The sequence below is a fragment of the Cryptosporangium arvum DSM 44712 genome, from assembly GCF_000585375.1.
Classification (GTDB): domain Bacteria; phylum Actinomycetota; class Actinomycetes; order Mycobacteriales; family Cryptosporangiaceae; genus Cryptosporangium; species Cryptosporangium arvum.
The window spans coordinates 782,499-808,442 of record NZ_KK073874.1; the positions used below are offsets into that span (position 1 = coordinate 782,499).

General features: G+C 70.1%; 23 protein-coding genes. 19 read left to right on the forward strand and 4 right to left on the reverse strand.

Annotated features, from left to right (window positions below):
• Positions 1 to 6: 6 nt before the first annotated feature.
• Genes CRYAR_RS03515 through CRYAR_RS03535 form a run of 5 tightly spaced genes read left to right on the forward strand, consistent with a single transcriptional unit; the run spans position 7 to position 6,003 of the window.
• Complete coding sequence (locus tag CRYAR_RS03515; RefSeq protein WP_035848451.1) at positions 7 to 1,152, forward strand: hypothetical protein; 1,146 nt, start codon at positions 7 to 9, stop codon at positions 1,150 to 1,152.
• Entirely contained in the window at positions 1,139 to 4,495 is a 3,357-nt protein-coding gene (locus CRYAR_RS03520) for a sensor histidine kinase (RefSeq protein ID WP_051569697.1), read from the forward strand. The genes CRYAR_RS03515 and CRYAR_RS03520 overlap by 14 nt, the downstream gene beginning before the upstream one ends.
• Positions 4,492 to 4,953 (forward strand): roadblock/LC7 domain-containing protein, encoded by a 462-nt coding sequence (locus CRYAR_RS03525; protein ID WP_035848452.1) that lies wholly within the window; start codon positions 4,492 to 4,494, stop codon positions 4,951 to 4,953. Before CRYAR_RS03520 ends, CRYAR_RS03525 begins: the two co-directional genes overlap by 4 nt.
• Positions 4,950 to 5,411, forward strand: a complete 462-nt coding sequence (locus CRYAR_RS03530; protein WP_035848453.1) for a DUF742 domain-containing protein — start codon at positions 4,950 to 4,952, stop codon at positions 5,409 to 5,411. The genes CRYAR_RS03525 and CRYAR_RS03530 overlap by 4 nt, the downstream gene beginning before the upstream one ends.
• Positions 5,404 to 6,003 (forward strand): GTP-binding protein, encoded by a 600-nt coding sequence (locus tag CRYAR_RS03535; RefSeq protein ID WP_211247246.1) that lies wholly within the window; start codon positions 5,404 to 5,406, stop codon positions 6,001 to 6,003. The genes CRYAR_RS03530 and CRYAR_RS03535 overlap by 8 nt, the downstream gene beginning before the upstream one ends.
• Before the next feature lie 363 nt (positions 6,004 to 6,366).
• Here the strand turns inward: CRYAR_RS03535 and CRYAR_RS03540 are convergent, their stop codons facing one another.
• Positions 6,367 to 6,576, reverse strand: a complete 210-nt coding sequence (locus CRYAR_RS03540) for a hypothetical protein (RefSeq protein ID WP_035848456.1) — start codon at positions 6,574 to 6,576, stop codon at positions 6,367 to 6,369.
• Positions 6,577 to 6,788: 212 nt separating this feature from the next.
• On the opposite strand from CRYAR_RS03540, the gene CRYAR_RS03545 reads away from it, so the two are divergent.
• Positions 6,789 to 7,025: a DUF397 domain-containing protein gene (locus CRYAR_RS03545; protein WP_035848457.1), complete on the forward strand. Its 237-nt coding sequence runs from the start codon at positions 6,789 to 6,791 to the stop codon at positions 7,023 to 7,025.
• Between the two features lie 79 nt (positions 7,026 to 7,104).
• On the opposite strand, the gene CRYAR_RS03550 is transcribed toward CRYAR_RS03545, so the two are convergent.
• Complete coding sequence (locus CRYAR_RS03550; protein ID WP_035848458.1) at positions 7,105 to 7,983, reverse strand: helix-turn-helix domain-containing protein; 879 nt, start codon at positions 7,981 to 7,983, stop codon at positions 7,105 to 7,107.
• A 108-nt stretch (positions 7,984 to 8,091) separates the two neighbouring features.
• Positions 8,092 to 8,963 (reverse strand): IS5 family transposase gene (locus tag CRYAR_RS44915; RefSeq protein WP_169744990.1). Its coding sequence is split into 2 segments (ribosomal slippage): positions 8,092 to 8,574 and positions 8,577 to 8,963, totalling 870 coding nucleotides; the frame shifts between segments, so codons are not numbered across the junction.
• A 765-nt stretch (positions 8,964 to 9,728) separates the two neighbouring features.
• On the opposite strand from CRYAR_RS44915, the gene CRYAR_RS03565 reads away from it, so the two are divergent.
• From CRYAR_RS03565 to CRYAR_RS03620, 13 genes are all read left to right on the forward strand, one after another.
• Entirely contained in the window at positions 9,729 to 10,835 is a 1,107-nt protein-coding gene (locus CRYAR_RS03565) for an acetamidase/formamidase family protein (protein WP_035860407.1), read from the forward strand.
• A 92-nt stretch (positions 10,836 to 10,927) separates the two neighbouring features.
• Positions 10,928 to 12,181: a PucR family transcriptional regulator gene (locus CRYAR_RS42630; RefSeq protein WP_157017315.1), complete on the forward strand. Its 1,254-nt coding sequence runs from the start codon at positions 10,928 to 10,930 to the stop codon at positions 12,179 to 12,181.
• An 81-nt stretch (positions 12,182 to 12,262) separates the two neighbouring features.
• A complete protein-coding gene (locus CRYAR_RS03575) occupies positions 12,263 to 13,366 on the forward strand; it encodes a type 1 periplasmic-binding domain-containing protein (RefSeq protein WP_035848459.1) in 1,104 nt (367 codons plus the stop codon).
• Between the two features lie 352 nt (positions 13,367 to 13,718).
• A complete protein-coding gene (locus CRYAR_RS03580; protein ID WP_245620663.1) occupies positions 13,719 to 14,738 on the forward strand; it encodes an alcohol dehydrogenase catalytic domain-containing protein in 1,020 nt (339 codons plus the stop codon).
• Positions 14,735 to 16,192 (forward strand): amidohydrolase family protein, encoded by a 1,458-nt coding sequence (locus tag CRYAR_RS03585; protein ID WP_063725655.1) that lies wholly within the window; start codon positions 14,735 to 14,737, stop codon positions 16,190 to 16,192. Before CRYAR_RS03580 ends, CRYAR_RS03585 begins: the two co-directional genes overlap by 4 nt.
• Positions 16,183 to 16,824 carry a flavin reductase family protein gene (locus CRYAR_RS03590; RefSeq protein ID WP_051569700.1) on the forward strand — a complete coding sequence of 214 codons (642 nt, stop codon included), beginning with the start codon at positions 16,183 to 16,185 and terminating at the stop codon, positions 16,822 to 16,824. The genes CRYAR_RS03585 and CRYAR_RS03590 overlap by 10 nt, the downstream gene beginning before the upstream one ends.
• Positions 16,825 to 16,896: 72 nt before the next feature.
• On the forward strand, positions 16,897 to 17,973 hold the full coding sequence (locus CRYAR_RS03595; protein ID WP_035848462.1) for a BMP family ABC transporter substrate-binding protein: 1,077 nt from the start codon (positions 16,897 to 16,899) through the stop codon (positions 17,971 to 17,973).
• Positions 17,974 to 18,079: 106 nt separating this feature from the next.
• Positions 18,080 to 19,582, forward strand: coding sequence for an ABC transporter ATP-binding protein (locus CRYAR_RS03600; protein ID WP_211247247.1), 1,503 nt, complete (start codon positions 18,080 to 18,082; stop codon positions 19,580 to 19,582).
• Complete coding sequence (locus CRYAR_RS03605; protein WP_063725656.1) at positions 19,579 to 20,742, forward strand: ABC transporter permease; 1,164 nt, start codon at positions 19,579 to 19,581, stop codon at positions 20,740 to 20,742. Before CRYAR_RS03600 ends, CRYAR_RS03605 begins: the two co-directional genes overlap by 4 nt.
• Entirely contained in the window at positions 20,739 to 21,650 is a 912-nt protein-coding gene (locus CRYAR_RS03610) for an ABC transporter permease (protein ID WP_211247248.1), read from the forward strand. Before CRYAR_RS03605 ends, CRYAR_RS03610 begins: the two co-directional genes overlap by 4 nt.
• On the forward strand, positions 21,650 to 21,805 hold the full coding sequence (locus CRYAR_RS46735; RefSeq protein WP_157017317.1) for a hypothetical protein: 156 nt from the start codon (positions 21,650 to 21,652) through the stop codon (positions 21,803 to 21,805). The genes CRYAR_RS03610 and CRYAR_RS46735 overlap by 1 nt, the downstream gene beginning before the upstream one ends.
• Positions 21,805 to 23,436 (forward strand): amidase, encoded by a 1,632-nt coding sequence (locus CRYAR_RS03615; protein WP_084700026.1) that lies wholly within the window; start codon positions 21,805 to 21,807, stop codon positions 23,434 to 23,436. Before CRYAR_RS46735 ends, CRYAR_RS03615 begins: the two co-directional genes overlap by 1 nt.
• Positions 23,433 to 24,728, forward strand: a complete 1,296-nt coding sequence (locus CRYAR_RS03620; RefSeq protein ID WP_157017319.1) for a xylulokinase — start codon at positions 23,433 to 23,435, stop codon at positions 24,726 to 24,728. The genes CRYAR_RS03615 and CRYAR_RS03620 overlap by 4 nt, the downstream gene beginning before the upstream one ends.
• Before the next feature lie 15 nt (positions 24,729 to 24,743).
• Here CRYAR_RS03620 and CRYAR_RS03625 read toward each other — a convergent pair whose 3' ends face one another.
• Complete coding sequence (locus CRYAR_RS03625; RefSeq protein ID WP_035848464.1) at positions 24,744 to 25,772, reverse strand: aldo/keto reductase; 1,029 nt, start codon at positions 25,770 to 25,772, stop codon at positions 24,744 to 24,746.
• Positions 25,773 to 25,944: the final 172 nt, after the last annotated feature.

The following is a 25,944-nucleotide window of genomic DNA, read 5'->3' on the forward strand; positions in this document are numbered from 1 at the left end:
TTCGCGTTGGTGTGGGGAACCCGCTCAGACGACAGTGACCTGCACTCCCGCGAACGCGACGGCGTCGAGTACGCCAAGGCGCTCGACAAGCTCCTTCCCGCCCTCGTCAACGCGCAGTCCAATGCGGTCAGTGGCAAGCCGGTCAAGAAGGAAGACTTCGCCGAGTCCCTGAACGCGGTGGCCGAGGTCGACGAGAAGTTCGGCTCCGACTTCGGGACGAGCAACCGCTGGTCCGGTCTCCGCGCCCGGATCGAGACGCTCCCCGAGCAGGGCGGCGACCAGAACGGCGCGTTCAAGAACTACGGCGAGGCCACCGACCTGCTGCTCGCGCTCTACCAGCGGGTCGCACAGGCTTCCGGTCTGCGCAGCGACGCCGACGGCGTCATCAGCTACCTGCAGGACGCCGCGCTCGAGGAGATCCCGCTGGCCGTCGTGTGGGCCGGCCGCTACCAGGACCAGGCGGTCATCGCGGGCGGGCTGCCCGACCTCGCGCGGGACGCCGCGCTGGAGACGTTCAACGACCAGCTCAGTCAGATCAACAACGCGCTGACCAGCCTCGCCGTCAGCCGCCAGCTGGTCTCGGAGTCCGGCGCCGACGTCGCGGCGGACATGGCCTCGGCCGTGGACAACTCCGACAGCGGCACGTTCAGCACCACGCTCCTGCAGAACCTGGACAACTTCCAGCGTGGCGTCGAGACTCTCGCTCCCCCGGGGCAGACCACGCTGAACTCGCTCCCGACCGCGAACACGGTCACCTCGCAGCGCATCGCCGCGCAGGAGGCGGCGGTCGCTCTGAGCCCGACGCTGCTCGACGAACTCGGCAAGCAGATCGACGACCGGAAGAGCACCGCCGACACCGGCCGGATCCTGGCGATCGCGCTGCTGGTGATCGCCGTACTCGCCGCGATCGCGAGCTTCGTGCTGATCCTGCTCGGCGGGCGCCGCTCGCGCGCCGAGTCGATCGACGGCCCGGGTCCGCAGGGCCCGCAGGCGCAACCCGGCCCGCGGGGCCAGCAGCAGCCGTACGGTCAGGGCAACCCGGACTACGCCGGTTACCCGGCCGGGCCGGACCAGATGGGCGGCGATCCGTACCTGAACAACCTGGACGCTGGACGCGACGCGAGGCGGGAGCGGGTCGGTGTTCCTCGATAGGCTCAAGATCAGTGGGAAGCTCGTCCTTCTGGCGATCATCCCGCTGTTGGCCGTGTCGGTCCTCGCGCTCTCGGTCATCGTGGGCCGGATCTCCGACGCCGACAACGCCAACGACAACTCCCGAGACATCCAGGCCGCTGGTGAAGTCGCCACCCTGGTCCGGGAACTGCAGGCAGAACGTCTGCTGACGATCGGCTTCCTCGCCGGTGGCTTCGCGACCAAGTCCGAGGTCCTCCAGCAGGAAGCGATCGTCGACGACCAGATCGCGACCGTGAAGGAGTCGATAAGCGACGAGTCGCCCCCGACCCTGGTGAAGGCCGTCGGCGACCTGAAGCAGCTGGTCGACCTGCGGAAAGAGTCGCTCGCGACGAACGTTCCGCAGACCGTCGTGTCGCAGCAGCTGACCGGTTTGATCAATTCGTTGATCGACGGTCTGCAGCTGTACCGGATCTCGGACGCGTCGACGTCGATCGGCCGGCAGATCCTCGCGATGGACTCCGCGCTGCACCTGGGAGAGCAGAACTCGCTCAACCTCGCGACGCTGACCCTGCTGCTCGCGACCCCCAACGCCACGCTGCTGAGCCAGTACGTGTCGGGCCTCGGTACGTCGTCCGAGTACACGAACGCCTACTTCCAGTACGCCAACCCGACCCAGGCGACGCTGTACCGCCTGGTCCAGACGGCGAACAACGCCCGTACGTCGACGGAGCTGGCCGACCTCGGTACCAAGGCCGACCTCGGCCGTGTCCGTGAGCTGCCCCTGGCCACGTACTTCCCGCGGTTCCAGTCCTTCCTCGGCCAGACGCGATACATCGAGACCAAGCTGGTGTCGGACATCGTGGCGGCCACCGAGAACCAGCGTCGGGACGCCATCGCGGCCGCCGCCGGTATCGGTGCCGCCCTGGTGCTGATCCTCGGCCTGGTGGGTGTGCTGACCCTGCTGGTCGGACGTCGGGTCTCGCAGCCACTCGTCGCACTGGCCTCGTCCGCCAACCGCATCGCCACCGCAGTCGAGACCGAGCTCACCCGGGTCGCTGACGACGAGTCCGAGGTCTTCGAACCCGTCCGACTCGACACGGTGAACACCACCGGTCGAGACGAGATCGGTGAGCTGGCCCGAGCGTTCGAGCAGGTGCAGGACACCGCGGCCCGGCTGGTCGAACGTCAGATCACCAGCCGCCGCAACGTCGCGACGATGTTCGGTCACATCGGACGCCGTACGCAGAACCTGATCGGTCGTCAGCTGTCGATGATCGACCGGCTGGAGCGGCAGGAGACCAACACCGAGCGGTTGAGCAGCCTCTACCAGCTCGACCACCTGTCCAGCCGCCTCAACCGGAACGCGGGTTCGCTCGTCGTTCTCTCCGGGTCGATGGCCACCGAGCAGGGTGGCGGCACGCCGCTCGCTCTCGGCGACATCGCCCGGCTCGCCCTGGGTGAGATCGAGGACTACACCCGAGTCGACATCGACGTCCCCGAGGACATCGTCGTGCAGCCGTCGGTCATCTCCGACCTCACGCTGATCTTCGCGGAGCTGATGGAGAACGCGACCGCGTACTCGCCGCCGCACACCCGGGTCACGCTCAGCGCCGAGGCCACCAGGGCCGGCGCTCAGATCCTGATCGTCGACCACGGCATCGGCATGGCGTCCGAGCGGTTGGCGGAAGAGAACGCCCGACTCGCCCGACGCGAACGCCTCGACCTGGCTCCCACCGAGGTGCTCGGTCTGTTCGTGACCGGCCGGCTGGCCCGGCGTCACGGCATCAGCGTCGCGCTGGTGCCGACGTCCGGCGGTGGTGTCACGGCGGTGCTGGCGCTGATCGAGCAGCACCTGGTGCCCTCGATCTACCAGGGCATCGCCACGGTCGAGGAGCCGCCGCGCGCGCTTCCGGCCGGCCCGCCGATGGGTCAGCCCGAGGTGCTGCGGGTGCCGAACACCGCGATGCCGGCCGACCCGGCGGCGACCCCGTCCTACGCCCAGCCCACCGGTGGGTTCCAGCAGCCGGCGGCCGTGGGGTACGACCAGCCCCAGTACGGGCAGCCCCAGTACGACCAGCCCCAGTACGGGCAGCCCCAGTACGAGCAGCCCCGTTACGACCAACCTCGCTACGACCAGCCGAACCCGGCCTACGAGCCGGCGCCGGTCTACGAGCAGCCGAACCCGGGCTACGAGCCGGCCGCGAACCTGCCGGTCGTGGCGTCGAACGCGATGTTCGACAACGTGGCGCTGGAGCGGGCGTCCCGGGCCATCTCGGCCGGGCCGTGGAACGCGTTCTCGGGCAACGAGGCACCGGTTCCCGGCCAGCGCGAGCCGGTCGACGTCGAGCCGGTAGGGGCCAGCGCGGCCCTGTACCGCAGCGACGCGCCACCCGCGCAGGCACCCGCGACCGACGTCTCGTGGTGGGACAACGCGCCGGGCGCCCGCCCGACCGAGCCGGTCCAGCCGGCTCAGCCGGCCGCGTTCCGGTCGCTGCCCGCGGCTCCGGCGCAACCGGCGGCTCGCCCCGCGCCGATCGCGCCGGCTCCGCCGATGCCGATCCCGCAGCCGATGGCGGCGCCCATCCCGCAGCCGCTGTCGACGTCGACGACGCAGCCGCTTCCGGTGCGTTCGGCTCCGGTCCCGGCGCAGCCGGCCGCGGCCGGTCCGCCGGCCGGATCGACGCTCCCGCGTCTGCAGCGACGGGTTCCGGGCGCCCAGCTCCCGGTCGGTGTCAACACGGCGGGCAAGCAGGCCGAGCCCCAGATCCTGGGCGACGCCGGTGACCCGGCCGCCGCTCGTGCGTTGATCGAGGAGTTCGAGGCCGGCGTCCGCAACGCGCAGCGGGCCGGTGACACCGGCCCGGTGCCGCAGATGGCCCCGCCGCCCTCGAACGGGTCGAACGGTTCCAACGGCTCACACGGATACGCACCCGGTCCGCGGCCGGGTTCGATGAGCGCACAGCAGGCGACGTTCGGCACCCCGCCCCCCGGGCCGGTGCACACGCCTCCTCCGGTCGCTCAACCGACGTGGAATTCGCAGCAGGCTGCCGGGCACGCTGCGCCTTCCAGGCACGTCCCCGCAGCAGCACCGGTCTCCCCTCCGGTGTTGCCGCAACGGCCCGCTCCGGCGGGCCCCCCACCGCAGCAGCAGGCCCAGCGCACCTCTGGTGGCCTGCAGCGGCGGGTGCCTGGAGCAACGCTCAAGAGTTTCACCAGCGGCCGGGGCGGCGCCTCGGTCACTGCAACACCGGTGGCGGACCCCGACGCCGCCCGGGCGTTGATCGAGCAGATCGAAGCAGGCGTGTCCCGCGCTCTCAACAGGGTCGTCGTCGACGACCATCAGCACGAAGGATCACCACGATGAACAGCTCCTACCGACCCAACGGCGGCGACCTGGCGACCGCCGGCCTCAGTGCCGAGGCGCAGACTTTCAACTGGTTGCTGGACTCCTTCTGCACAGGCACTGCCGGGGTCGTCGAGGCGGTGGCGGTATCGGCTGATGGTCTTCTGATGGCGAAGTCGGCCACCTCCGACCACGCGAACGCCGACCGCCTCGCGGCTGTCATCTCGGGTATGACGAGCCTCGCGGCCGGCGTCGCCGACACGTACAGCCTGGGCGGCCTGAACAAGGTCATCGTGGACCTCACCGGCGGTTACCTGCTGGCGACCGCGATCAGCCGCGGATCGGTGCTCGGTGTCATCGCCGACCGCACGGCCAACCTGGGCACGGTGGCCTACGAGATGACGCTGTTTGCGAGCCGTGCCGGAGCTGTGCTGACGCCGGCGCTGATCGTCGAACTGAAGAACTCCGTACAGTCATGAGGATCCTGGGCGGATCCGACGCAGAGGAACCGGCCTCCATCCGGCCGTATCTGAAGGCCTCGTCACTCTCCCCCTCCGGAGAGACGCCCAACAAGGCCAGCAACGTCGGTTCCGAGGCGTCCGGTGCGCAGCTGCGTCCCTTCGTCCTCACCTCCGGCCGGGTCACCGCCGACCCGGAGATCGGACTCGAGACCCAGGTGACGGCGGGTACTCGCGGTGGTCGGGTTCCGACCTCGCGGCTCTCGCCCGAACTCCGAGCCATCGTGACCCTCTGCGCCCAGCCCATCTCCGTGGCCGAGATCTCGGCCCGGCTCAAGCTCCACCTCGGCGTCGTCAAGATCCTGGTCGGTGACCTGCGGGCCACCGGCTATCTCGACGTGCACAACCATGATGTGAGCTCCCCTAACTCTCCCGAACTCATCCTGCGAGTGATCCGTGGACTCAGTGCCATTGTCTGACCGCACCGCATCAGCACCCGGCTCGAAGCCACCGCTCCCGGTAAAGATCGTCATCGCCGGTGGTTTCGGAGTCGGGAAGACCACGACGGTCGGTGCCATCTCCGACATCGCCCCGCTGACCACCGAGGCCGAGATGACCGAGGTGGCCGTCGGGATCGACATCCCTGGCCAACATTCGACAAAGACCACGACGACCGTGGCGATGGACTTCGGTTCGGTCGCCATCGACGCCGGCGTGAAGCTGTACCTCTTCGGTACACCGGGGCAGTCACGCTTCGGCTTCATGTGGGACGACCTCGCCCGGGGAGCGCTCGGCGCGCTCGTCGTCGTCGACAGTTCCCGGCTCGACGACTGCTACCCGGCGGTCGACTACTTCGAGCACACGGGCATCCCGTTCATCGTCGGCGTGAACGCGTTCGACGGTCTGCTCGCGCAGGACCTCGCCGCGGTCCGCTGGGCGCTCGCGATCGACGACCAGGTGCCGGTCGTCGCGTTCGACGCGCGTGACCGGCGGTCGGTGCGGGACACCCTGCTCGTGCTGCTCAACCGGGCCTTGCACAAGGCGATCGGCGAGCAGGTCGCCGCGACCTGAGTCGATCAGGACCGAACGGGGACCGGCGGGCGCCTGACCAAAGGCGCCCGCCGGTCTTTTGTCATTACGGAGAGTAAACGTTCCCTGGCGTAAATAGACCAAGTGGTGTGGCCTGGGTCACCCGAGGCGGGCGTTTTCGGCCTCGGTGGACACGGAAGTAAGAATTTTAGGTAGAGCGCGTCTGACGCTGCGTGACTACCCCGTGAACGCGAAAGTCCGCGCGTCGCCATGCCGGGGAGACGACGCGCGGACGATTCGGGATGGCGGCACGAGCTGGAGGGTCCGGGCGCCTCCAGCCCGCACCGGCCCGGGCCGACGGCGGTCCGGTGTGGACGCCCGTCGGAGTTGGTGCGGGGTGTTCGGTCAGGCCGTGGCGGGCGACGTGCCGTCGTCGCCGAAGAGCTGGTCGAAGTGGTCGGCCTGGCGCTGGTGCCAGGCGGCCAGCCCGCGCAGGCGCGCCGCGTGCGCCCGATCGGTGCAGAGCCGGGCCGAGAGCTCGACCTTCCACGCCGCTTCTCTGTGCGCGCAGCCGCGAGCGGACTCAGTCCGTGCTGCGCGTGGAGCAGGGGACACGTCAACCTCCCGTCGCCGACCTTCGACGGCTCGACCGAAAGAACCGTCGCGCACGTGCGTTATCCTCCTGCATCAGGCAGTGCATGTGCAAGAGCGTCTGCACGTGCAGATGGCCTAATTTGATGGGCGCACGCGACGGCACGGGGCGTCGTTCCGCCGATCGTGCACCGGCGGCCACTGACGTCCCGCCGGCGATCCGAGAGAGGCGCAATATGCACCACCTGTACAACGGCATACCTGCCGGGCAACTGGGTCCGGTGGCGTGGCTGAAGAGCAGCCACAGCAACCCCAACGGCAATTGCGTGGAGATTGCCGGGCTGCCGGACGGGCAGTTCGCGGTTCGGAACTCTCGTCACCCCGAGGGCCCCGCACTCATCTACACCCGCGACGAGATCGCGGCCCTCATCGCCGGTGCGCGCAGCGGCGACTTCGACCACTTCGTCAGTTGAAAGCCGTCGTGGTGGTGTTCTAGCGCGGAGCGCGGTCGGGCGCGCTCCGCATCGTAAAGTCGCACGAGCTCCGCAGACGTCAGCGGAGCGGCAGGTCGAAGTCCTTACGGATCTCCGCGAAACGCTCGCGGCTGCGGTCCGGTGAGTCGGCCTCGACGGCGAGGCGCTCCATCGACTCCAGATAGGTGTCGACGTCCTCGCGCTTCTCGAGGTAGAGAGCGCTCGTCAACTGCTCGATGTAGACGATGTCGGGCAGTGTCTGATCAGGGAAGCGGAGCAGGGAGAACGCGCCCCCCGCCGCGGCGTGGCCGCCGAACCCGAACGGGATGATCTGGAGCGTGACGTTGGGCCGCTCCGAGAGCTCGGCCAGCAGCTCGAGCTGGGCACGCATCACGTCGCGCCCGCCGATCGGGCGGCGCAGGACGGCTTCGTCGATGATCGCCCAGAACCGGGGCGCGTTGGGGCGGTCGAGCAGCTGCTGACGCTCCATCCGCAGCTGCACCCGGCGGTCGATCTCTTCCTTCGGCGCGCTGCCGTTGCCGAGCAGCACCACCGCGCGTGCGTAGTCCTCGGTCTGCAGTAGACCGGGGATGAACTGCACCTCGTACGTACGGATCAGCGACGCCGCGGCCTCCAGGCCGACGTATGCCTGGAACCATTGGGGCAGGATGTCGCCGAACTTGTGCCACCAGCCGGGTTGGTTGGCTTCCCGCGCGAGCGAGAGCAGGGCGTCGCGCTCCGCCGGGTCGGTGACCCCGTACAGCGTGAGCAGGTCGGAGACGTCGCGCTCCTTGAAGCCGACGCGGCCGAGTTCGATGCGGCTGATCTTGGATTCGGAGGCGCGGATCGCGTAGCCGGCGTCCTCGCGGGTGACGTTGCGGTCCTCGCGTAGCCTGCGCAACTGGGAGCCCAGGAGAATGCGCAGGACGGTGGGGCCTGCGCCAGGCTCAGGCGTCATCACCGAATCCAGCCCCTAGTTCGCCTAGCGTGGGTACACCGGACGGTGTCGGACCGGTGATCCTGCGTCTTTCCCGCCTCGACCACTAGGGCCTGTTTGAAAAGCTGGTCACCGTAGCCATTCGTTGATCGCGGCGATGTGCAGCGTCGTGAGAAAGCGGACGGCGAGTTTGTCGTAGCGAGTCGCGACCGCCCGGTAGCGCTTGAGGCGGTTGATCCCGCACTCGACCGCGTGGCGCTGCTTGTAGGTCTCGGCGTTGAACGTCGGTGGGCGGCCGCCGGCGCTGCCGCGACGTCGGCGGTGGGCCAACCGGTCGGCTGGTTCGGGGATGGTGGCGCGGATTCCGCGTCGGCGCAGGTAGACGCGGTTGGCGCGGGATCCGTAGGCCTTATCGGCTAGGACCCGCGCCGGCCGTGTCCTGGGCCTGCCGACTCGACCGGGGACACCGATCGCGTCGATCACCGGCTGGAACTGCGGCGCGTCTCCGGCCTGCCCGGCGGTGACCAGCAGCGACAGCGGACGCTGTCCGCCCTCGGCCGCGAGATGGATCTTGGTGCTCAACCCGCCGCGTGACCGTCCCAGACCATGGTCGTTGGGCTCTGCGGTGCACCCTCCCGGCGGTTGTTTCTGATCGACCCCCTTTTACGGGCGCCCGCGGCGTGCTGGTGAGCCCGGACCACGGTGGAGTCGACGGACACGTCCCAGGTGATCAGCCCCCGGGCCTGGGCGCGGGACTGCAGATCGGACACGATGCGCGCCCAGGTCCCGTCCCGCTGCCAGTCCCGGAACAGCGCATACGCGGTCTCCCACGGCCCATACCGTTCGGGCAGGTCCCGCCACGGCGCCCCGGTCCTCACCCGCCACCGGATCCCATCAATGACCTGCCGCCGCGAACGCGGCGGCCGACCACCCGGCTTAGCCGACGGCAACACCGCCGACAAGACTTCCCACTCCGCATTCGTCAGATCACCACGAGCCACGCATCACCCAACGAACGAAGCGCTTTTCAAACACGCCCTAGTGACGGCTCGATCACTAGTGACGGACGCGCGAGCGACCACGCGGCATGAGTGACCGCGAAGTGACTCACCGAAGGATGGCACGTCCTAGAGGACTTCGCGTGCAATGGACGCACCTTGCCGCGCACGTTGGCGAAGTCGCGAGGGTGCAAGTCGGCGGGTTTTCGGACGACCCACCACGAACCGTCGAGGTCGATGTCGACGCTGACCGTGAAGCGAGGCCGGCCCGTTCTCGGGCGGGACGTCGCGTTCACCTGTTGCCTCCCACTCGCTCATTTGCGGTACGTAGCGCACGGATCGTAGTGGAGTAGGAACGAGTTGCTCCAGTGGGCAGGCCCCCACAACGGGGTGGAAAAAACGAACGGCTCTCCGATTGACGAAATGACCAGCGGAAAGCCTTCCGTGGGACATCCGGTGCGACATTCGCCATACCCCGCCGCAGTAAGGCCGGAGACGTCGCATCTGGACAAAAATGTCGCCGCTGAGCAGCCCGGACATACCGGCTGCGGATCGTATACCGCCATTTTGAAGAAGTGAGACGCCGTATCGCATGGCGCAAATTCAGAGCGCCGAACGACGGCTATTGATGTGCTAATAAATATTTATAGGCCGTTTTGTGACGGGCGCCTGTTACCCGAGCTTCCTAGCTCGGACTTCTGACTGAAACACGGTTCACGCAGTGTCGTATACGACTTGCTCGCCCCTCACCGCACGAAGGAGCTCGGCGTGACGCTGCAGCCGCGCGAAGGTCGTATCCCCGGCGACCACTACCTCGAGACGACGCCGGAAACGGCCCAGTGGGGCTTCCTGCCCAACCGCGCCAGCGCGCCGGTGCTGAACGTGGAGAGCGGTGCGACGGTCACCATCGACACCCTCAGCCACGAGGGCATCCTGGAGGACCAGGGTCGAGACCCGGTCGCGTACCTGGCCGGCTTCGGCGTGAAGGCGACCGAGGTGCTCGAGGACTCGCGGGTGTTCGCGGCGTCCGATCTCACCCACGACTTCGACGACGGCCCGCACGTGGTGACCGGCCCGATCGCGGTGTCCGGCGCCGAGCCGGGCGACTTACTCCGGGTCGACGTCCTCGACCTGGGGATCCGCGCCCCCTACGGCTTCATCAGCAACCGGCACGGCTACGGCGCTCTGCCCGGCGAGTTCCCCGAGGGCACGCTGCGCCGCGAGGATGCCCACGTGCTCGATCCGACGAGCTTCGGCAGCAACATCCACTTCACCGACGTCACCGAGAACGGCGGCGTGCTCTACGGCAACCTGCGCTTCGGCGAGGGCCGGGGCGTCCGGTTCCCGCTGCGCCCGTTCCTGGGCCTGATGGGCGTCGCGCGCGACACCGACGAGGCGGTGCCCTCGGTGCCGCCGGGTGACCACGGCGGCAACATGGACGTGAACGAGCTCCAGGCCGGCTCGACGCTGTATCTCCCGGTGCAGACCGCCGGTGCGCTGTTCTACGCCGGCGACCCCCACTACGCCCAGGGCGACGGCGAGGTGGCGCTGACCGCACTGGAGGCGCCGCTGCGCGCGACCCTGCGCCTGACCGTGCTCAAGGACGCGGCCGCGCGCGCGGCCGTCGGTGCCATCCGCAACCCGTTCGTCGAGACCGACACGCACTGGATCCCGACCGGAATGGACCCCGACCTCAACGAGGCCATGAGGAAGGCCGTGCGGGCCGCGGTGTCGTTCCTCGAGACCCACCAGGGCGTGCCGAGGGCCACCGCGCTGGCCTACCTGAGCGCGGCCGGCGACTTCGAGGTCAGTCAGGTCGTCGACGCGGTGAAGGGTGTTCACTGCCTGATCCGCAAGGCGGACTTCGGCGCCTGACCCTCGTGTTCAGGAGAACACGTTGAGCGACGATACCTCCCGGTGACGACGGTGCTGAAGACACTGCGTGACCGGGAGGTATGGTTCCGCCCATGGAGGGCGGTCGGGTTCCCATGACGTCCCGCCCGATCGCACCGCGCGGAGGGCCGGTCTCTCCGGCGGCGACCCCGGAGGAGTTCGAGCGGGAGCTCAACCAGCTCACGCTCGGTGGCGAGGGCTGGTCGGCGATCCTGCGCCGGTTGGCCGCCCACACCGGCCACGCCGCCTGGCTGTTCGACGTCCACGGCGCGTTGCTGGCCACCTCGGTGCCGCCCGGCACGGAGGCGCCGAACGTCCGGGCCTCGGACGTGGCGCAGGTGTTCGGGGCCGAGCGGCCGGTGCCGCTGACCATGTCCGACGGACGGCCCGTCCGGGCCGCCGCGGTCCGCGCCGACCGGCGCCGGTTCGGCATCGTGCTGCTCGCCGAGCCGGTCTCCCCGCCGGTCGTGCCGTACCTGCTGGCGGCCACGACCGCGCTCGCGATCGAGGCGGTCCGCCGGGACGCCGCCGCCGAGGCGGGGTCGGCCGCCGGCGCCGACCTCGTCGACGAGTTGCGCTGCGGCACGTTGCGCGCACCCGACGACCTCACCCGGGCCGCCGCCCGCTTCGGTATGCGCCTGGACGCCCCGCACGCCGGTGCGGTCTTCGACTACGACGGGCCGCACGTGCGCGCCTGGGCCACCGCGCTGCCCCGGGCCGGCGTGACCGCGCTCCACCAGGGACGCCGGGCCTGGACCGTGCTGCCGGGCGGTGAGGACGGCGAACTCGAGCGGCTGCGTGAGCGCGCGCAGGCCGTCGTCGGCGACGGTGTGGTGCGTGCCGCGTCCGGTCCGGTGGTCAACGGCGCCGACCGGACCGCGAACTCGTTCCGTGAAGCCGAGGTGCTGCTGGCGCTGCTGCTGCGGCGCAGCTCGACCCGCGGCGACGCGCTCGTGCTGCCGTACGGATCGCTGGGCCTGGCGCAGCTACTGGTCACCGTGCCGCCGGAGCGCCTGCGCGAGTTCGTCGAGCGGCACCTCGGACCGCTGCTGCCCCGCGAGGACCTGATCCGTACGCTGCGCGCGTGGCTGGCGTCCAGCGGCAGCCGCACCGCCGTCGCCGACGCGCTGCATCTGCACCGCAACTCGGTCGGCTACCGGGTAGGCCAGATCAAGACGCTGCTCGGCGTCGACCCGTTGGACCCGGAAGCCATCGTGCTGCTGCAGGCGGCGCTCACCGCCCAGGAGTTGCTGTTGGCTCTGGACGAGCACGATCCTGTCGTCGGCGGCTGGTTCTCGGACCGTCCCGGCGTGACCAAAAGACCCTGACCAGTGGCTTCGACCTGATTGCCCGGTTTCTGCGTGTGACTAGTGTGCTCTGAAGGTGTAAGGACCCCCGGAAGGACCCCCATGAGACTGTCCACCCGAATGACGCGCATCGCGGTGGCCGCGGTCTGCTTGATGCTCGCTGTCACGTCGTGCAGCGAGGAGAATCGCTACGCGGACGTAGCGGTCGCCGCCACCGCCGACAACAGCGGGCAGGCCGACATCAACAAGGACGGCAAAGTCGTCATCCTGGTGTTGAGCCCCGGTGACCTGAACGACAACGGGTACTACGAGAGCTTCCTGAACAAGGCGTCCGCGTTCGCCGCCCGTCAGGGCTGGACGATCGAGCGGCAGGGCAACATCAAGCCCGGCACCTCGCTCGCGGCGGCGAAGAAGTACTGCGCCCAGTACAAGCCCGACCTGGTCGCGCTGGGCGCCTCCGAGATCGAGGACGCCATCCCCGCGGCCACCAACGGCGACTGCGGCAAGGCCTACTGGTACGTCCCGTCCAGCACGATCACCGACGAGCGGCCGGGCATCGTCGTCTCGCAGGACTTCACCTTCGAGAGCGTCATCGCGGCCGGGTACGCGAGCGGTCTCCTGATGAAGTTCAAGGGGTACGACAAGGCCGGCTTCATCTCCGGCCCGGCGGTGGGGTTCGCGACCGACGCGGCGAAGGCGTACTACGCCGGCCTCAAGCTCGCACTCGGCAGCTCGCCGCTCGAGTTCAAGGCGGTCTTCACCGGTGACCTGAACGACGGCAAGCTCGCCTCCGCGGCCATGAAGGAACTGGCCGACGAGGGCGCCAAGGCCGTCTACCCCTACCTGGGTGGTGGCACCGATCCCGCGGCCAAGGTGGGCAACTCGCGCGGGGTCCTGCTGGCGACCCCGGGTACCAACCGGTGCGACTCGACCGACCCGAAGTTCGACGTCTCGGTCATCTTCGACCCGGGAGAGTACTTCGCGGCGGCGCTGCAGGACTTCGCCGAGGGCGAGCTCAAGATGGGCACGCGCCGGGTCTGGCACATCGGCGTGGACCAGGTGCCGACCGTGCGTCTCTGCAACGGCACCGACGACCAGAACGCGGAACTGGCGCAGTTCATCACGAACATCGGTAGCGGCAAGGTGAACGTCACCGGCGAAGTGAACAAGTACGGCCCGCAGGTCGAGCTTCCCCCCGCCAGCTGACCCAGCGCGACACCTTTACTACGGCGAGTAGCAGTGGATCCGGCGACGTCGCCGGATCCACTGCTTTTCGGTGTGCGCGGCACAACTGATTTCCGGGGGTGGCGGATGGTCACTCGGCGGTTTCGTCCGCGCAAGACGCTCTGAGCACATGGTTGAAGCCTGCTTTTCGTGCTCAGGGCCCTCCGCTGGAAAAGTCTGCGTTACCAGGCTCTGAGATGCCGTTCACTCGTTGACAGGGCTTGGCCGGGAGGGCATGGTTCCGACATTGCTGTTGTGCAATGTGAATCGCCACCTCGCGATGTGAGATGGCAATGCTGACGAAACACGACGAGGAGGGACGCCAGTGCGGGCGATGGTGCAGACCGGTTTCGGCGGCCCCGAGGTCGTGACCGCGCAGGACGTCCCGGTACCCACGATCGGCGCGGACGAGGTGCTGATCCGGGTCGCGGCGTGCGCGGTCAACCGGATGGACCTGCTGCAGCGTCAGGGCCCGGCGCTGCTCCCCGGCTTCGCGCTTCCGCACGTACCCGGGATGGACATCGCCGGCACGGTCGCCGAGGTCGGCTCGGCCGTCTCCGATCTGACCGTCGGCAGCCGGGTCGTCGTCGACCCGGTGCTGGGCTGCGACGAGTGCACGTACTGCGTGGCCGGCGACTTCGGATACTGCGGAGACGTCCGGGTGACCGGAGGCAACCGGCCCGGTGGGTACGCCGAGTACGTCGCGGTCAAGGCGGTGCAGACGCACCCGGTGCCCGACGAGGTCGAGCTGACCACCGCGGCCGCACTCCCGTCCTCCTGGTCCACCGCGTACCACGCGCTGTTCCCGGTCGGCCGGCTCGCCGCCGGCGAGACGATCCTGATCCAGGCCGCGGCCAGCGCGGTGAGCATCGCCGCCGTGCAGCTGGCGATGGAGGCCGGCGCGCAGGTCGTCGCGGTCGCCGGCAGCCAGGCCAAGCTCGACGCGGTGCGCGCGCTCGGCGTCGAACACTGCGTTCCGCTCGACGCGGATCCGGTCGCCTACGTGCGTGAGCTCACCGGCGGCCGGGGCGCGCAGATCGTGCTCGACCACGTCGGCCCCGCAACCTGGCCGCTCTCGTTGAGCGCCCTCGGCGTCCGCGGACGCCTCGTATTCATGGGTCAGACGAGCGGGAACGAGGTGACTTTCGGACTCACGGGTGCGTATCACCGCGAGCTCTCGTTGCTCGGTTCAGGTGCGTACACCCCGGAGGACTTCCACCGGGCGCTGACCGCGTTCTGGTACGGCAAGCTGTCCGCCCCGATCGCCGCCGTCCTGCCCCTCGAGGGGCTGTCGGAGGCGTTCGACGTGCTCACCGACCGCACCACGGTCGGAAAGGTGCTGGTGACCCCGTGACCTCCCTCCTGATCGTCGGCGGCGACGTCGTCACGATGGCCCCGGGCCGCGAGGTGCTGACCGGTGCCACGATCGCGGTCGTCGACGGCCGGATCGCGGCGTTGGGCACGGCCGAGGAGCTGCGGCTGCGCTACCCCGACGCGGACGAGCTCGACGCCACCGGCTGCGTCGTCGCGCCCGGCATGATCAACGCCCACCAGCACACGACCGCCGACCCGCTGACCCGCAGCGGCATCCCGGACGACATCGGCGCCCAGGACGCGATCTTCAACTGGGCCGTGCCGCTGCACAACGCGCACACCGGTGGCGACGACGAGATCTCGGCGATGCTGACCGCGGCGGAGTCGCTGCGCCGGGGCGTCACGACGATCATCGAGCCCGGCACGGTCGCGCACCCGCTGCGGGTGGCGGCCGGCCTCCGTAAGACCGGTATCCGCGCCCGCCTGAACGGCTGGGGCTGGGACACCGAAGGGCTCCCGTTCGCTGCCCCCGCGGCCGACGTTCTCGCCCGACAGGAGGAGATCGTCCGCGAGCTCGGCACCACCGACCGGGTCAGCGCGTGGATCACGCTGCTCGGCCACGACCTGTGCTCGGACGCGCTGTTCCAGGGCGCGGCCGAACTCGCCGAGCGGCTCGACACCCGGATGACCTGGCACATCTCGCCGGGGGAGAACGACATCCCGGGGTACGCGCAGCGGTCGGGCAACCGGCCCGTCGTTCACCTGCACAAGCTGGGCGTACTCGGCCCGCGCCTGCTGCTCGGCCACGCGGTCTGGCTCGACGACGACGAGGTCGACGCGATCGTCGGGACCGACACCGCGGTGGCGTCCAGCCCGGGCGCGTACCTGCGCCTCGGCCAGGGCTTCACCCGGGCCGCCCGGCACGTCGAGATCATCCGGCGCGGTGGCCGGGTGGCGCTGGGCTGCGACTCGCACAACGCGAACGACGTACCCGACATCTTGCGCGCCGCGATGCTTTTCGCTGGGCTTTCGCTCGATCGGGGCGATACTGACCCCGTGCACGCCCACGAGGCGCTCGCGCTGGCCACGATCGACGGCGCCCGCGCGATCGGGCTCGACCACGAGATCGGCTCGATCGAGGTCGGCAAAGCAGCCGACGTCGTCGTCTACGACACGACCGACCCGGTCTGGACGCCGCGTGGCGACGAGGCGCTCCAGCTGGTGTGGGGCATGCCGAGCCACACCGTGCGCGACGTGGTCGTCGACGGCACCGTGGTCGTCCGCGACCAGCGGCTGCAACTGATCGACTACGACGACCTCCGGGCCTGCGCGAAGGAGAACTCGCACCACCTGCTCCGGCGGACCGGCATCGAACCGTTCCGCCGCTGGCCGCGAATCGCCGCGGCCGAACTTGAAGCAGCTTCGGGAGGGCCGGCCGCGCCCGAAGCCGAGCACGGTGCCGCCGGGCAGACAGGAGAGGTCCAATGCCCGTAATCAACCTGGACGGCCTGACCGGGGCGCAGAAGCAGGGAATGATCTCCCAGCTGGTCGTGCCGCGGCCGATCGCGATGATCACGACCACCGACCCGGACGGCAAACTCAACGTGGCGCCGTTCAGCTATTTCATGCCGGTGTGCGGGGAGCCGCCGACGATTGCCGTCACGATCGGCACGGTGCGCGAGGCGACCGCCGAACCCAAGGACACCTGGGTCAATCTCCAGCATTCCGGGGAGTTCGTCGTCAACCTCACGAGCACCGCGCTGGCGGACCATATTGAAACTGCCGCCAAAGAGTTTCCAAACGGTGTCAATGAAGCCGAGTTGATCGGCTGGGACACTATTCCGTCGCAGGTGGTAGCTCCGCCATCGCTTGCGGTGAGCCCTGCACACATGGAATGCCGCGTCGTCGAAGTAATCGATCGTGGAGACCCCACGTCGTGCTTCTCGGGTGTCCATATCGTCCTCGCCGAAGTGGTTTGTATCGTCGCGGACGAGGCCATCCTGGCCGGTCCTAATCGGATCGACCCCACTAAGGTCTCCCCGGTCGGCCGCATGGGCTTTCCATGGTTCGTCGCAGCCGCCGGTGAGGCTCTCTTCGAACAGGAACGCATCGCGTATTCGGCATGACCCCGTCAACGCTGCCGGTCAACCCCCCTTCGGTACCGAACAGCAAGGCTCCACGTCCTCGGAAGGACTCCAATGAGACTGAACACTCGTGCGGTGCGTGTCGCGGCTGCCGCGGCATGCATCGCTGTCTCGCTCGCGGCTTGCACGAGCCCGGGCGACGACACGGCTGAGACCTCCAGCTCTTCGTCTGCGGAAAGCAGCGCTGCCGGTCCGGACGTCAACGGCGACGGCAAGGTCATCGTCGGCGTGCTCAGCCCGGGTGACCTGAACGACAACGGTTACTACGAGAGCTTCGTGGCCAAGGCCGAGGAGTTCACCAAGTCCAAGGGCTGGCAGCTGATCAAGGTCGGCTCGGTCAACCCGGCCGACGCCCTGAACCAGGCCCGCAACCTGTGCCGCCAGAAGGTCGACCTGGTCGCCCTCGGTGCCGCCGAGCTCAAGGACGCCATCCCGGCCTCCGAGGAGTCGGTCTGCGCCAAGAGCTCGTGGTACGTCCCGTCGTCCGCGGACATCAAGCAGACGCCGAAGATCACGATCTCGCGCGACTTCATCAACGAGGTCGTCTACGCGACCGGCTACGCCAACGGTCTCCTGATGAAGGAGAAGAACATCAAGAAGGCCGGTTACGTGACCGGTCCCGAGGCTGACTTCTCCGTGCAGGCCGCCAAGGCGTTCAAGGCCGGCATCAAGGAGGTCGTCCCGGACGCCACCCTGGTGACCACCTACACCGGTGACTTCAACGACTCCGGTAAGGCCAAGGAAGCCGCCCAGGCGCAGGTCAGCCAGGGTGTCGGCGCGCTCTACCCGTACCTGGGTGGTGCCACCGACGAGGTCGCGAAGTTCGGCAACACCAAGAACCTCATCCTGTCGACGCCCGGCACCGACCGGTGCGCCTCGACGTCGCCGAAGTTCCAGGTCTCCTCGATCTTCGACCCGGGTGAGTACTTCGCCGCGGCGCTCCAGAAGTTCTCCGACGGCCAGCTGAAGATGGGCGTCGCCCGCGAGTGGCACATCGGCAAGGACCCGGTCCCGACCGTGAAGATCTGTGGCGGCACCGCGGCCCAGAACACCGCCCTCGAGACGTTCATCAAGAACATCGGCGACGGCAAGGTCGACGTCGACGCTCAGGTCGCGAAGCTCGGAGCCTGACGTGAACGACGGCCAGACTAACGACGCTCCGCGCACTCTCGAGGCGCCGGCGCTCGAGCTCCGTGGCGTGACGAAGTGTTTCGGTCCGGTCGTCGCCTGTGACGCCGTGGATCTCGCTGTGCACAGCGGCGAGATCCACGGCCTCCTGGGAGAGAACGGCGCCGGCAAATCCACGCTCATGAAGGTGCTCCTCGGTCTCGTCCAGCGGGACGAGGGCACGGTCCTGCGCCACGGGGAGCAGGTCGAGATTCCCACCCCGCAGGCGGCGGTCACGCTCGGGATGGGCATGGTGCACCAGCACTTCAGCCTGATCGAGCCGCTCACCGTCTGGGAGAACGTCAGCCTCGGCGAGCCCGGGCGCATCAAGCGCGACGAGGTCTGCGACCAGATCAAGGACGTCGGTACCCGCTACGGGCTGCCGATCTCACCGATCGCCCGGGTCGAGGACCTGTCCGCCGGCGAGCGTCAGCGGGTCGAGATCATCAAGTGCCTCCGGCGCGATCCCGAGGTGCTGATCCTCGACGAGCCCACCTCGGTGCTCACGATGGCCGAGTCGCAGGAGCTCTTCGAGGTCCTCCGGGACGTCGTCAACCGGGAGAACCGCGCGGTCATCCTGATCAGCCACAAGCTGGCCGAGATCATGGCCGCGACGGACCAGGTGACGGTGCTGCGCAAGGGTTCGGTGGCGTTCCGCTGCCGCACCTCGACCACGAACCCCCGCGAGCTGGCCAAGCAGATGGTCGGCCGGGAGGTTTCGCTGGGCACCGAGGGCGCGGCCCTCGGTCTGATCAGCGAGGACACCACCCCGGAGGAGATCCAGGCCGCGGCCGACGTCACCCCCGAGGTCGCCCCGGTCGAAGCCAAGACCCCGGCGTTAGCGCTGAGCGACGTCGTGGTGAAGGGCCTGGACGGGCGGACGCTGCTCGACAACTTCGCCCTCACCGTGTCGCCCGGCGAGATCCTCGCGCTCTACGGCGTCGAGGGCAACGGCCAGGCCACGCTCGGCGACGTGATGTCGGGCCTGCTCGAACCGACGTCCGGCACGGTCGCGGTCAACGGCGCGACGGTACCGATGAACAAGGTCGGCGCGCTGCACAAGGCCGGCGTGGGCGTCGTGCCCGAGGACCGGCACCGCTCCGGCGTCGTCCTGGACATGTCGGTGCTCGACAACCTGGTGATGACCGACCTCGGTCGGGTCAGCGGCCGGTTCCTGCTCAAGCGCCGGGAAGCGCGGAAGATCGCCGCCCGGCTGATCGAGCAGTTCAACATCTCGACGCCGTCGATGGACACGCCACTGCGCAACCTGTCCGGCGGTAACCAACAGAGGGTCGTCCTGGCCCGCGAACTGTCGACCGACCCGAGCGTGCTGGTCGCCGCGCAGCCCACTCACGGGCTCGACGTCGGCGCGATCGAGGACATGTACGAGCGGCTGCGTGCCGCGGCCGGCCGTGGAGTCGCCGTGCTGCTGATCACCACCGAGCTGGAAGAGGTGATGGCACTCGCGTCCCGGGTGGCCGTGATCTCGTCCGGCCGGACGGTCGGCGTGCTCGACATCCACGAGGCGACCGCCGAGCGGCTCGGCATGCTGGTCGGAGGCGAGGCAGCATGAGCGAATCCCGCAAGTTCCCCAACGTCGCCGAGCTGATGCGCCCGAGCGGCTACGGCATGCAGGTCACGCTGATCACGCTGGTCGCGGTCGCGGTCGCCGTGCTGGCGTCGATGGGCCTGGTCTCGGCCACCGGCGGCTCGCCCGGCGACGCGCTCAACGCGCTCTACACCGGCAGCATCGCCGACACCGCGGCGTGGAGCGAGACGCTCAAGGCCGCGACGCCGCTGCTGCTGGTGGCGCTCGGCGCGTGCATCAGCAACCGGGCAGGCGTCTTCAACATCGGGCAGGAAGGCCAGGTGCTGCTCGGCGCGGCCGTGGCCGCCTACGTGGCGCTGCACCTCGCGCTGCCGGGCGTCCTGGTGATGGTCCTGAGCCTGCTGGCCGGCGCGATCGCCGGTGGTCTCTGGTCCGGCGCGAGCGCGGTCATGCACTACACCCGCGGCGTCAACGTCGTCGTCAGCACGCTGCTGATGTCGTTCCTCGCGATCCAGCTCGTCAGCTTCGCGCTCACCGTGCAGTGGCTGCTGCAGGCGCCCCGCGCCAGCGCGGACAGCATCGCGTCCACCGAGTCGGCGCAGCTGCCGCCGGCGGTGCGGATCCCCGGCTTCGGTGAGTACCCGGCGCTGGAGATCGGCGGCGGCCTGGTCCTGTCGATCATCCTGACGATCGTCCTGGCCGTGCTGCTCGCCCGCAGCCGGTGGGGTTTCCGGCTGAACATGCTCGGCCTCAACCCGATGGCCGCCCGCCACGCGGGTGTCCGGGCGCCGTGGGCCGGCGGCATGGCGCTGGCGCTCTCCGGTGCGTTCGCCGGTCTGGCCGGCGCGGTCATCCTGTCCGGCCAGGTGTTCCGCCTGCAGCCGGCGCTGTCGAACAACTTCGGGTGGGACGGCCTGCTGGTCGCCCTGATCGCCCGCAGCCGTCCGCTCGCGGCCGTGCCGGTCGCGCTGCTGTTCGGCGCGTTCCGCTCGGGCTCGAGCTTCCTCGCGTCGACCGGCGTGCCGAACTACCTGGTGGACATCGTCCAGGCGCTGCTGGTGCTCGCCTTCGTGGTGCCGCCGGTGCTGGCGAAGGTGAAGTCGCGTGGCCGGGCTGAGGCCACGCCGCCTCCCACCGAGCCCGTCCCCTCCACGCCCACCGAGCCCGAGAAGGTGACCGCGTGATCGGCACCGACGAAATCACGACGATCGTCGCCAGCTCGCTGCGGTTGACGGCACCGCTGGCGTTCGCCGCCTGCGGTGAGTACCTGGCCGAGCGGGCCGGGACGCAGAACATCTCGGTCGAGGGCATGATGCTCGGCGGCGCGTTCGGGTCGGTCGCGGTGGCCAGCGCCACCGGCAGTGCGACCACCGGGCTGCTCGCCGGCGCGATCGTCGGCCTGGTCGTGGGCTTCGTCCACGGCAACCTGTCGCACCGGATCCAGATCAACACGTTCGTCGTCGGCCTGGTGCTCAACGCGTTCGTCCTCGGCCTCACGAGCTTCCTGATCGCGGTCGCGGAGTTCGACAGCAACCAGGTCGGTCAGCTGAGCATCCCGGGGCTGCGCGACATCCCGATCATCGGGCCGCTGTTCGAGCAACGCTGGCCGATGTATCTGCTGTTGTTGATCATTCCGCTGACGTGGTGGCTGGTCGAGCGGAGCCGGTGGGGTCTCAACCTCCGGGCGATCGCCGACAACCCGCAGGCCGCGGACGTCACGGGCCTGAAGGTGAACAAGCTGCGCCGCCAGGCGCTGCTCTACGCCGGTCTGCTGTCGGGTCTGGGTGGCGCGTACCTGGCCACCGCCGAGGTCGGTTCGTTCAACATGAACATGACCGCGGGTCGCGGCTTCATCGTCATCGCCGCGGTCATCTTCGGCGCTTGGCGTCTGAAGGGCACGATGATCGGCTGCCTCGTGTTCGGTTTCGCCGACGCGCTGCGGCTGGCGCTGCCGGCGCTCGGGTTCGAGCTGAACTCGCAGCTGCTCGTCGCCGCGCCGTACCTGATGGCGCTGCTGGCGATGATGCTGTTCGCCAGCAAGACCCGCGAGCCGCGCGCTCTCGGCAAGCCGTTCGTCCGCGGGATCACCTGATGGCAACCTCCGCGCCGACCACGTCGGCCGGACGCCCGGCCGTGGTCGGCGCGGAGGCCCGCCCGTGTTCGATCCGTACGCTGGGACGCCGCCGCGGAGCGGCGCTGGGACGCCGCCGCGGAGCGGCACCCCGGCTCGGTCTGGCGCTGTTCTGATGGCGATCGACGGCGGTGCCGTTGCGGCGGCGCGGGAGTTCGCGGAGCGGCTGCACGCCGCACCCGTCCCGCGCACGACCGAACCGGCGGCGGTCTTCTCCGCCGCGCCGGCGTCCCCGAAGCACCCCACCGCGGTCCGCGACCTGGCCACCCGCCTGGACCCGGCCGGCACCACCGGCCCCAGCGACGCCCCACCCACCCCCGCACCACCCGGCCCCGTCCCGGGTGGTGACGCCGCGCCGGACGACGACCTGCGGACGCTCAGCGGCGCCGCGGCCGCGCTGCGGCGGGGGACCGTCCGCAGCATCGAGCTCGTCGACGCCGCCCTGGCCGCCGGCGACAAGTCCGACGCCGAACTCGGGCTGTTCCTCTCGCGGTTCGCCGATCGCGCCCGCGAAGCCGCGCAGCGCGTCGACGACGCGCTGGCCGCGGGCGACGACCCCGGCCCGCTCTCCGGCTTGCCGCTCGGCATCAAGGACCTGCTCACCACCGAGGACGGCCCGACGTCGGCCGGCAGCCTGGTGCCCCCGCCGGACGCCCGGCGCGACGCCACCGCGGTCGCGCGGCTCCGTGCGGCCGGCGGCATCGTGGTCGGCAAGACGCTCACGTCGGAGTACGGCGTCGGCTCACCCGACCCGGCCAAACCGCTCCCGGTGCCGCGAAACCCGTGGGACACCGCCCGCTGGACCGGCGGTTCGAGCGCGGGCAGCGCGGCCGGCCTGGTCGCCGGAGCGTTCCTCGGCGCGCTCGGCACCGACTCGGGCGGCAGCATCCGCATGCCGTCGGCCTTCTGCGGCACCACCGGCCTCAAACCCACCTACGGACGGGTCTCCCGCGCCGGCGGGCTGCCGATGGGATGGTCCACCGACCACGTCGGGCCGATGGCCACCACCGCCCGCGACTGTGCGCTCCTGCTCTCGGTGATCGCCGGGCCCGACCCGGCCGATCCCACCACGTCGGAAGTGCCGGTTCCGCGCTACCTCGAGGGCCTCACCGGCGACCTGACCGGCGTCCGCGTCGGCGTCGACCGGCTCGACCGGGTCGGCGGTGCGGTGGCCGACCCCGCGCTGGCGAGCGTGTTCGCCGCCGCGCTCGACGAGCTGACCGCGCTCGGCGCCGAGCTCGTCGAGGTCGCGCTTCCGCTCTACCCGGAGCTGGCCGCCGCGTCGATCGTGCTGACGCTGAGCGAGGCGTTGACCTGGCACCGGGCGGACTTCGCCGCCCGCGGCGGCGACTTCTTCGCCAACACGCTGGCGACGGTCGGGCTCGCCGAGGCGTTCACCGCGGTGGACTACGTCCAGGCGCAGCGCGTCCGCCGGGCCGGGCAGGACGCGGTGTCCGCCCTGTTCGACGCCGTCGATCTCGTGGTCACCCCGACCGCGTCGATCGCGGCGACACCGTACGACCGCCTCGACCGGATGTTCGAGTCCGGCGAGTTCTTCGCGGTCTACGCGCCGTACTGGAACGTCGTGGGGAACCCGGCGCTGTCGGTGCCGATGGGCTTCACCGCGGACCGGATGCCGCTCGGCCTGCAGGTGATCGGCGCCCCCTTCGACGAGGCGCTGGTACTACGCGCCGGCGACGCCTACCAGCGCCGCACGGGCTGGCACAACGAGTGGAGAGCCCGGTGACCGTTGTAGTGGGGCTGCACCTCGGCAGCGACTCGGCGCGCGCGCTCGCGCTCGGACCCGACGGCGAGGTCGTCGCGCGCGCGTACGCGCCGTACCCGGGAGCGGTCGGCTGGCCCGCGGGGCACGCCGACCCGGCGGGCTGGCTCGCGGGCGTCACGGCCGCGCTGGAGTCGGTCCTCGCGGAGTTGCCGTCCGATCGCCCCTGCGCGGCGATCAGCCTCGGCGGTCAGAGCCCCACCACGGTGCCGGCGAACGGCGGCCTGGCCGTGACGTACCGCCACCCGGCCGGAGCCACCGGTACGCCGGCCGAGCAGCACGCGGCCCAGCTCTCGGTGCTGAGCGACGAGTCCGGGGGAGGCATCGAGCCGCTGCAGGTCTACGACTGGCTCAGCGCGCGGCTCGGCGCCGAGCGCGTCCAGTCGCGCTGGCCCGGCGACCCGGAGCTGCCCGGTTACGGGCCGGTCGTCACCACCGGCGTCGCGATCGGACGCACCGACGGCAGCCACGGGCTACCGGCCGGGATCCCGCTCGTGGCCGGTGCGCAGGACGCGTACCTGGCGTTCTGGGCCGGAGCGCTGGACCGCCCCGGGCGCGGCATGGACCCCGGTGGCCGGACCGGCGGCATGGCGGTCGTGGTTCCCGAGGACGTGCGGCTGCCCGGCATGTACGCGCTCACCAGCGCGCTCTCCGGCCTCGATATCCTCGGCGGCCCGGTGAGCGGCCACGGGCTGATGCTGGAGTGGCTCCGGACGATCACCGGGTGCGGTATCCCGGAGCTGATCGACCTGGCCGCGACCGTGCCGGCCGGCGCGGACGGCGTCCTCGTGCTGCCGTACCTGGAGGGGGCGCGGGCGCCGCGCTGGAACCGGCAGCTGCGGGCCGAGATCGTCGGTCTCGGCTCGGACGCCGGTCGGCCGCAGCTGGCCCGCGCGGTGCTCGAAGCGACCGCCTACGGGCTGGCGCACGTCGCCGAAGGGCTGGCGGCCGGTGGGTTCACGCTGACGACGCTCGTCACGGCGGGCAACCCGGCGCGCAGCCCGCTCTGGAACCTGATCAAGGCTTCGGTGCTCGAGGTGCCGGTGGAGGTACCGGAGGAGACCGACCTGGCCGCGTACGGTTCGGCGCTGTCGGCCGGCGCCGGGGTGGGCTGGTGGCCGGGTCCCGGCCAGTGCGCGACCCACGCGTGGCCGCGCCCGACGGTGACCGTCGTCGACCCCGAGCCTCAGCAGGCCTACCACGAGGGCTACCAGCGCTTCCTGGAGTTGGGTTCCGCCTCCGAGTCGCGCAAGTAGCCCTCGCGGCTGCGGTCAGCGGCGGCGGAGGCCGGCGTCGGTCAAGGCACGGGGTCGGTCGCCGGCGCCGGCCTGGTGCAGGTTGACGCCGGGCTCGACGACCGCGTCGATCCGGTCCAGGATGTCGTCGGACAGGACGACGTCGGCCGCCCCCAGCTGCGACTCGAGCTGGTCCATCGTGCGCGGCCCGATGATCGCCGCCGACACCGCCCGGTGCGCCAGCACGAACCCGAGGGCCAGCTCGACGAGCGTCACGCCCGCTTCCTTGGCGATGTCCTCCAGCGGCTGGATCCGCGACAACTTCGCGTCGCGCACCTCGGCGGCCTTGAAGTCGAAGTGGTCGCCGTTGGTGTACGCCCGCGAGCCCTCCGGGGCCTCCGCGCCCGGCCGGTACTTGCCGGTGAGCCACCCGCCGTTGAGCGGGCTGAACACCAGCACGCCGAGCCCGTGACGTTCGGCCGTCGGCAGCGCGTCGTACTCGGCGTGCCGGTCGAAGATCGAGTACGCCAGCTGCTCGGTGCGGAAGCGCTCGAAGCCTCGCCGCTCGGCGGCCCACTGCGCCTCGACCAGGTCACCGCCGGGGAAGTTCGACGTGCCGATCGCCCGCACCTTGCCCTGCCGGACGAGGTCGCTGAGCGCGCTCAGCGTCTCCTCGATGTCGGTGTCGGGGTCGGGCCGGTGGAACTGGTACAGGTCGATGTAGTCCGTACCGAGGCGGCGCAGCGAGTCCTCCACCGCGCGCACGATCCAGCGCCGGCTCCCTCCGGAGCGGTTCACCGGGCCCGGTCCGACCGGCTCGCAGAACTTGGTGGCCAGCACGATGTCGTCCCGGCGGCCCTTGATCGCCTTGCCGACGATCTCCTCGGTCTCGCCGAACGCGTAGACGTCGGCCGCGTCCAGGAAGTTGATGCCGGCGTCGAGCGCCGCGTGGACGATCCGGATGCACTCGTCGTGGTCCTTGTTGCCCCAGGCGCCGAACATCATCGTGCCCAGGGCGAGCGGGGTCACGCGGATGCCGGTCCGGCCGAGTAGTTGCGTACGCAAGGAACATCCTCTCTGGGAGCGCCCCCGCGTACCGGAGCCGGCACACGAGAGGCCGGCCCCATTAGGCGCTGGGAACCACGCGCAAACCGATACGCCGCAACCTTCGCACAGAGCGCGACGAAGTCTCATGTTTCGCGGGGGCAGAGTGTCCGGGACTTCTTTGTCCCCCCGG

Excerpts from the sequence above, each read along its gene's own strand:
- CRYAR_RS42630 (WP_157017315.1), top strand. The coding sequence starts at position 10,928 with ATGGAGGGCGGTCGGGTTCCCATGACGTCCCGCCCGATCGCACCGCGC.
- CRYAR_RS03525 (WP_035848452.1), top strand. The coding sequence starts at position 4,492 with ATGAACAGCTCCTACCGACCCAACGGCGGCGACCTGGCGACCGCCGGC.
- CRYAR_RS03605 (WP_063725656.1), top strand. The coding sequence starts at position 19,579 with ATGAGCGAATCCCGCAAGTTCCCCAACGTCGCCGAGCTGATGCGCCCG.
- CRYAR_RS03545 (WP_035848457.1), top strand. The coding sequence starts at position 6,789 with ATGCACCACCTGTACAACGGCATACCTGCCGGGCAACTGGGTCCGGTG.
- CRYAR_RS03530 (WP_035848453.1), top strand. The coding sequence starts at position 4,950 with ATGAGGATCCTGGGCGGATCCGACGCAGAGGAACCGGCCTCCATCCGG.
- CRYAR_RS03550 (WP_035848458.1), bottom strand. The coding sequence starts at position 7,983 with ATGACGCCTGAGCCTGGCGCAGGCCCCACCGTCCTGCGCATTCTCCTG.
- CRYAR_RS03615 (WP_084700026.1), top strand. The coding sequence starts at position 21,805 with ATGGCGATCGACGGCGGTGCCGTTGCGGCGGCGCGGGAGTTCGCGGAG.
- CRYAR_RS03580 (WP_245620663.1), top strand. The coding sequence starts at position 13,719 with ATGGTGCAGACCGGTTTCGGCGGCCCCGAGGTCGTGACCGCGCAGGAC.
- CRYAR_RS03595 (WP_035848462.1), top strand. The coding sequence starts at position 16,897 with ATGAGACTGAACACTCGTGCGGTGCGTGTCGCGGCTGCCGCGGCATGC.
- CRYAR_RS46735 (WP_157017317.1), top strand. The coding sequence starts at position 21,650 with ATGGCAACCTCCGCGCCGACCACGTCGGCCGGACGCCCGGCCGTGGTC.
- CRYAR_RS03575 (WP_035848459.1), top strand. The coding sequence starts at position 12,263 with ATGAGACTGTCCACCCGAATGACGCGCATCGCGGTGGCCGCGGTCTGC.
- CRYAR_RS03590 (WP_051569700.1), top strand. The coding sequence starts at position 16,183 with ATGCCCGTAATCAACCTGGACGGCCTGACCGGGGCGCAGAAGCAGGGA.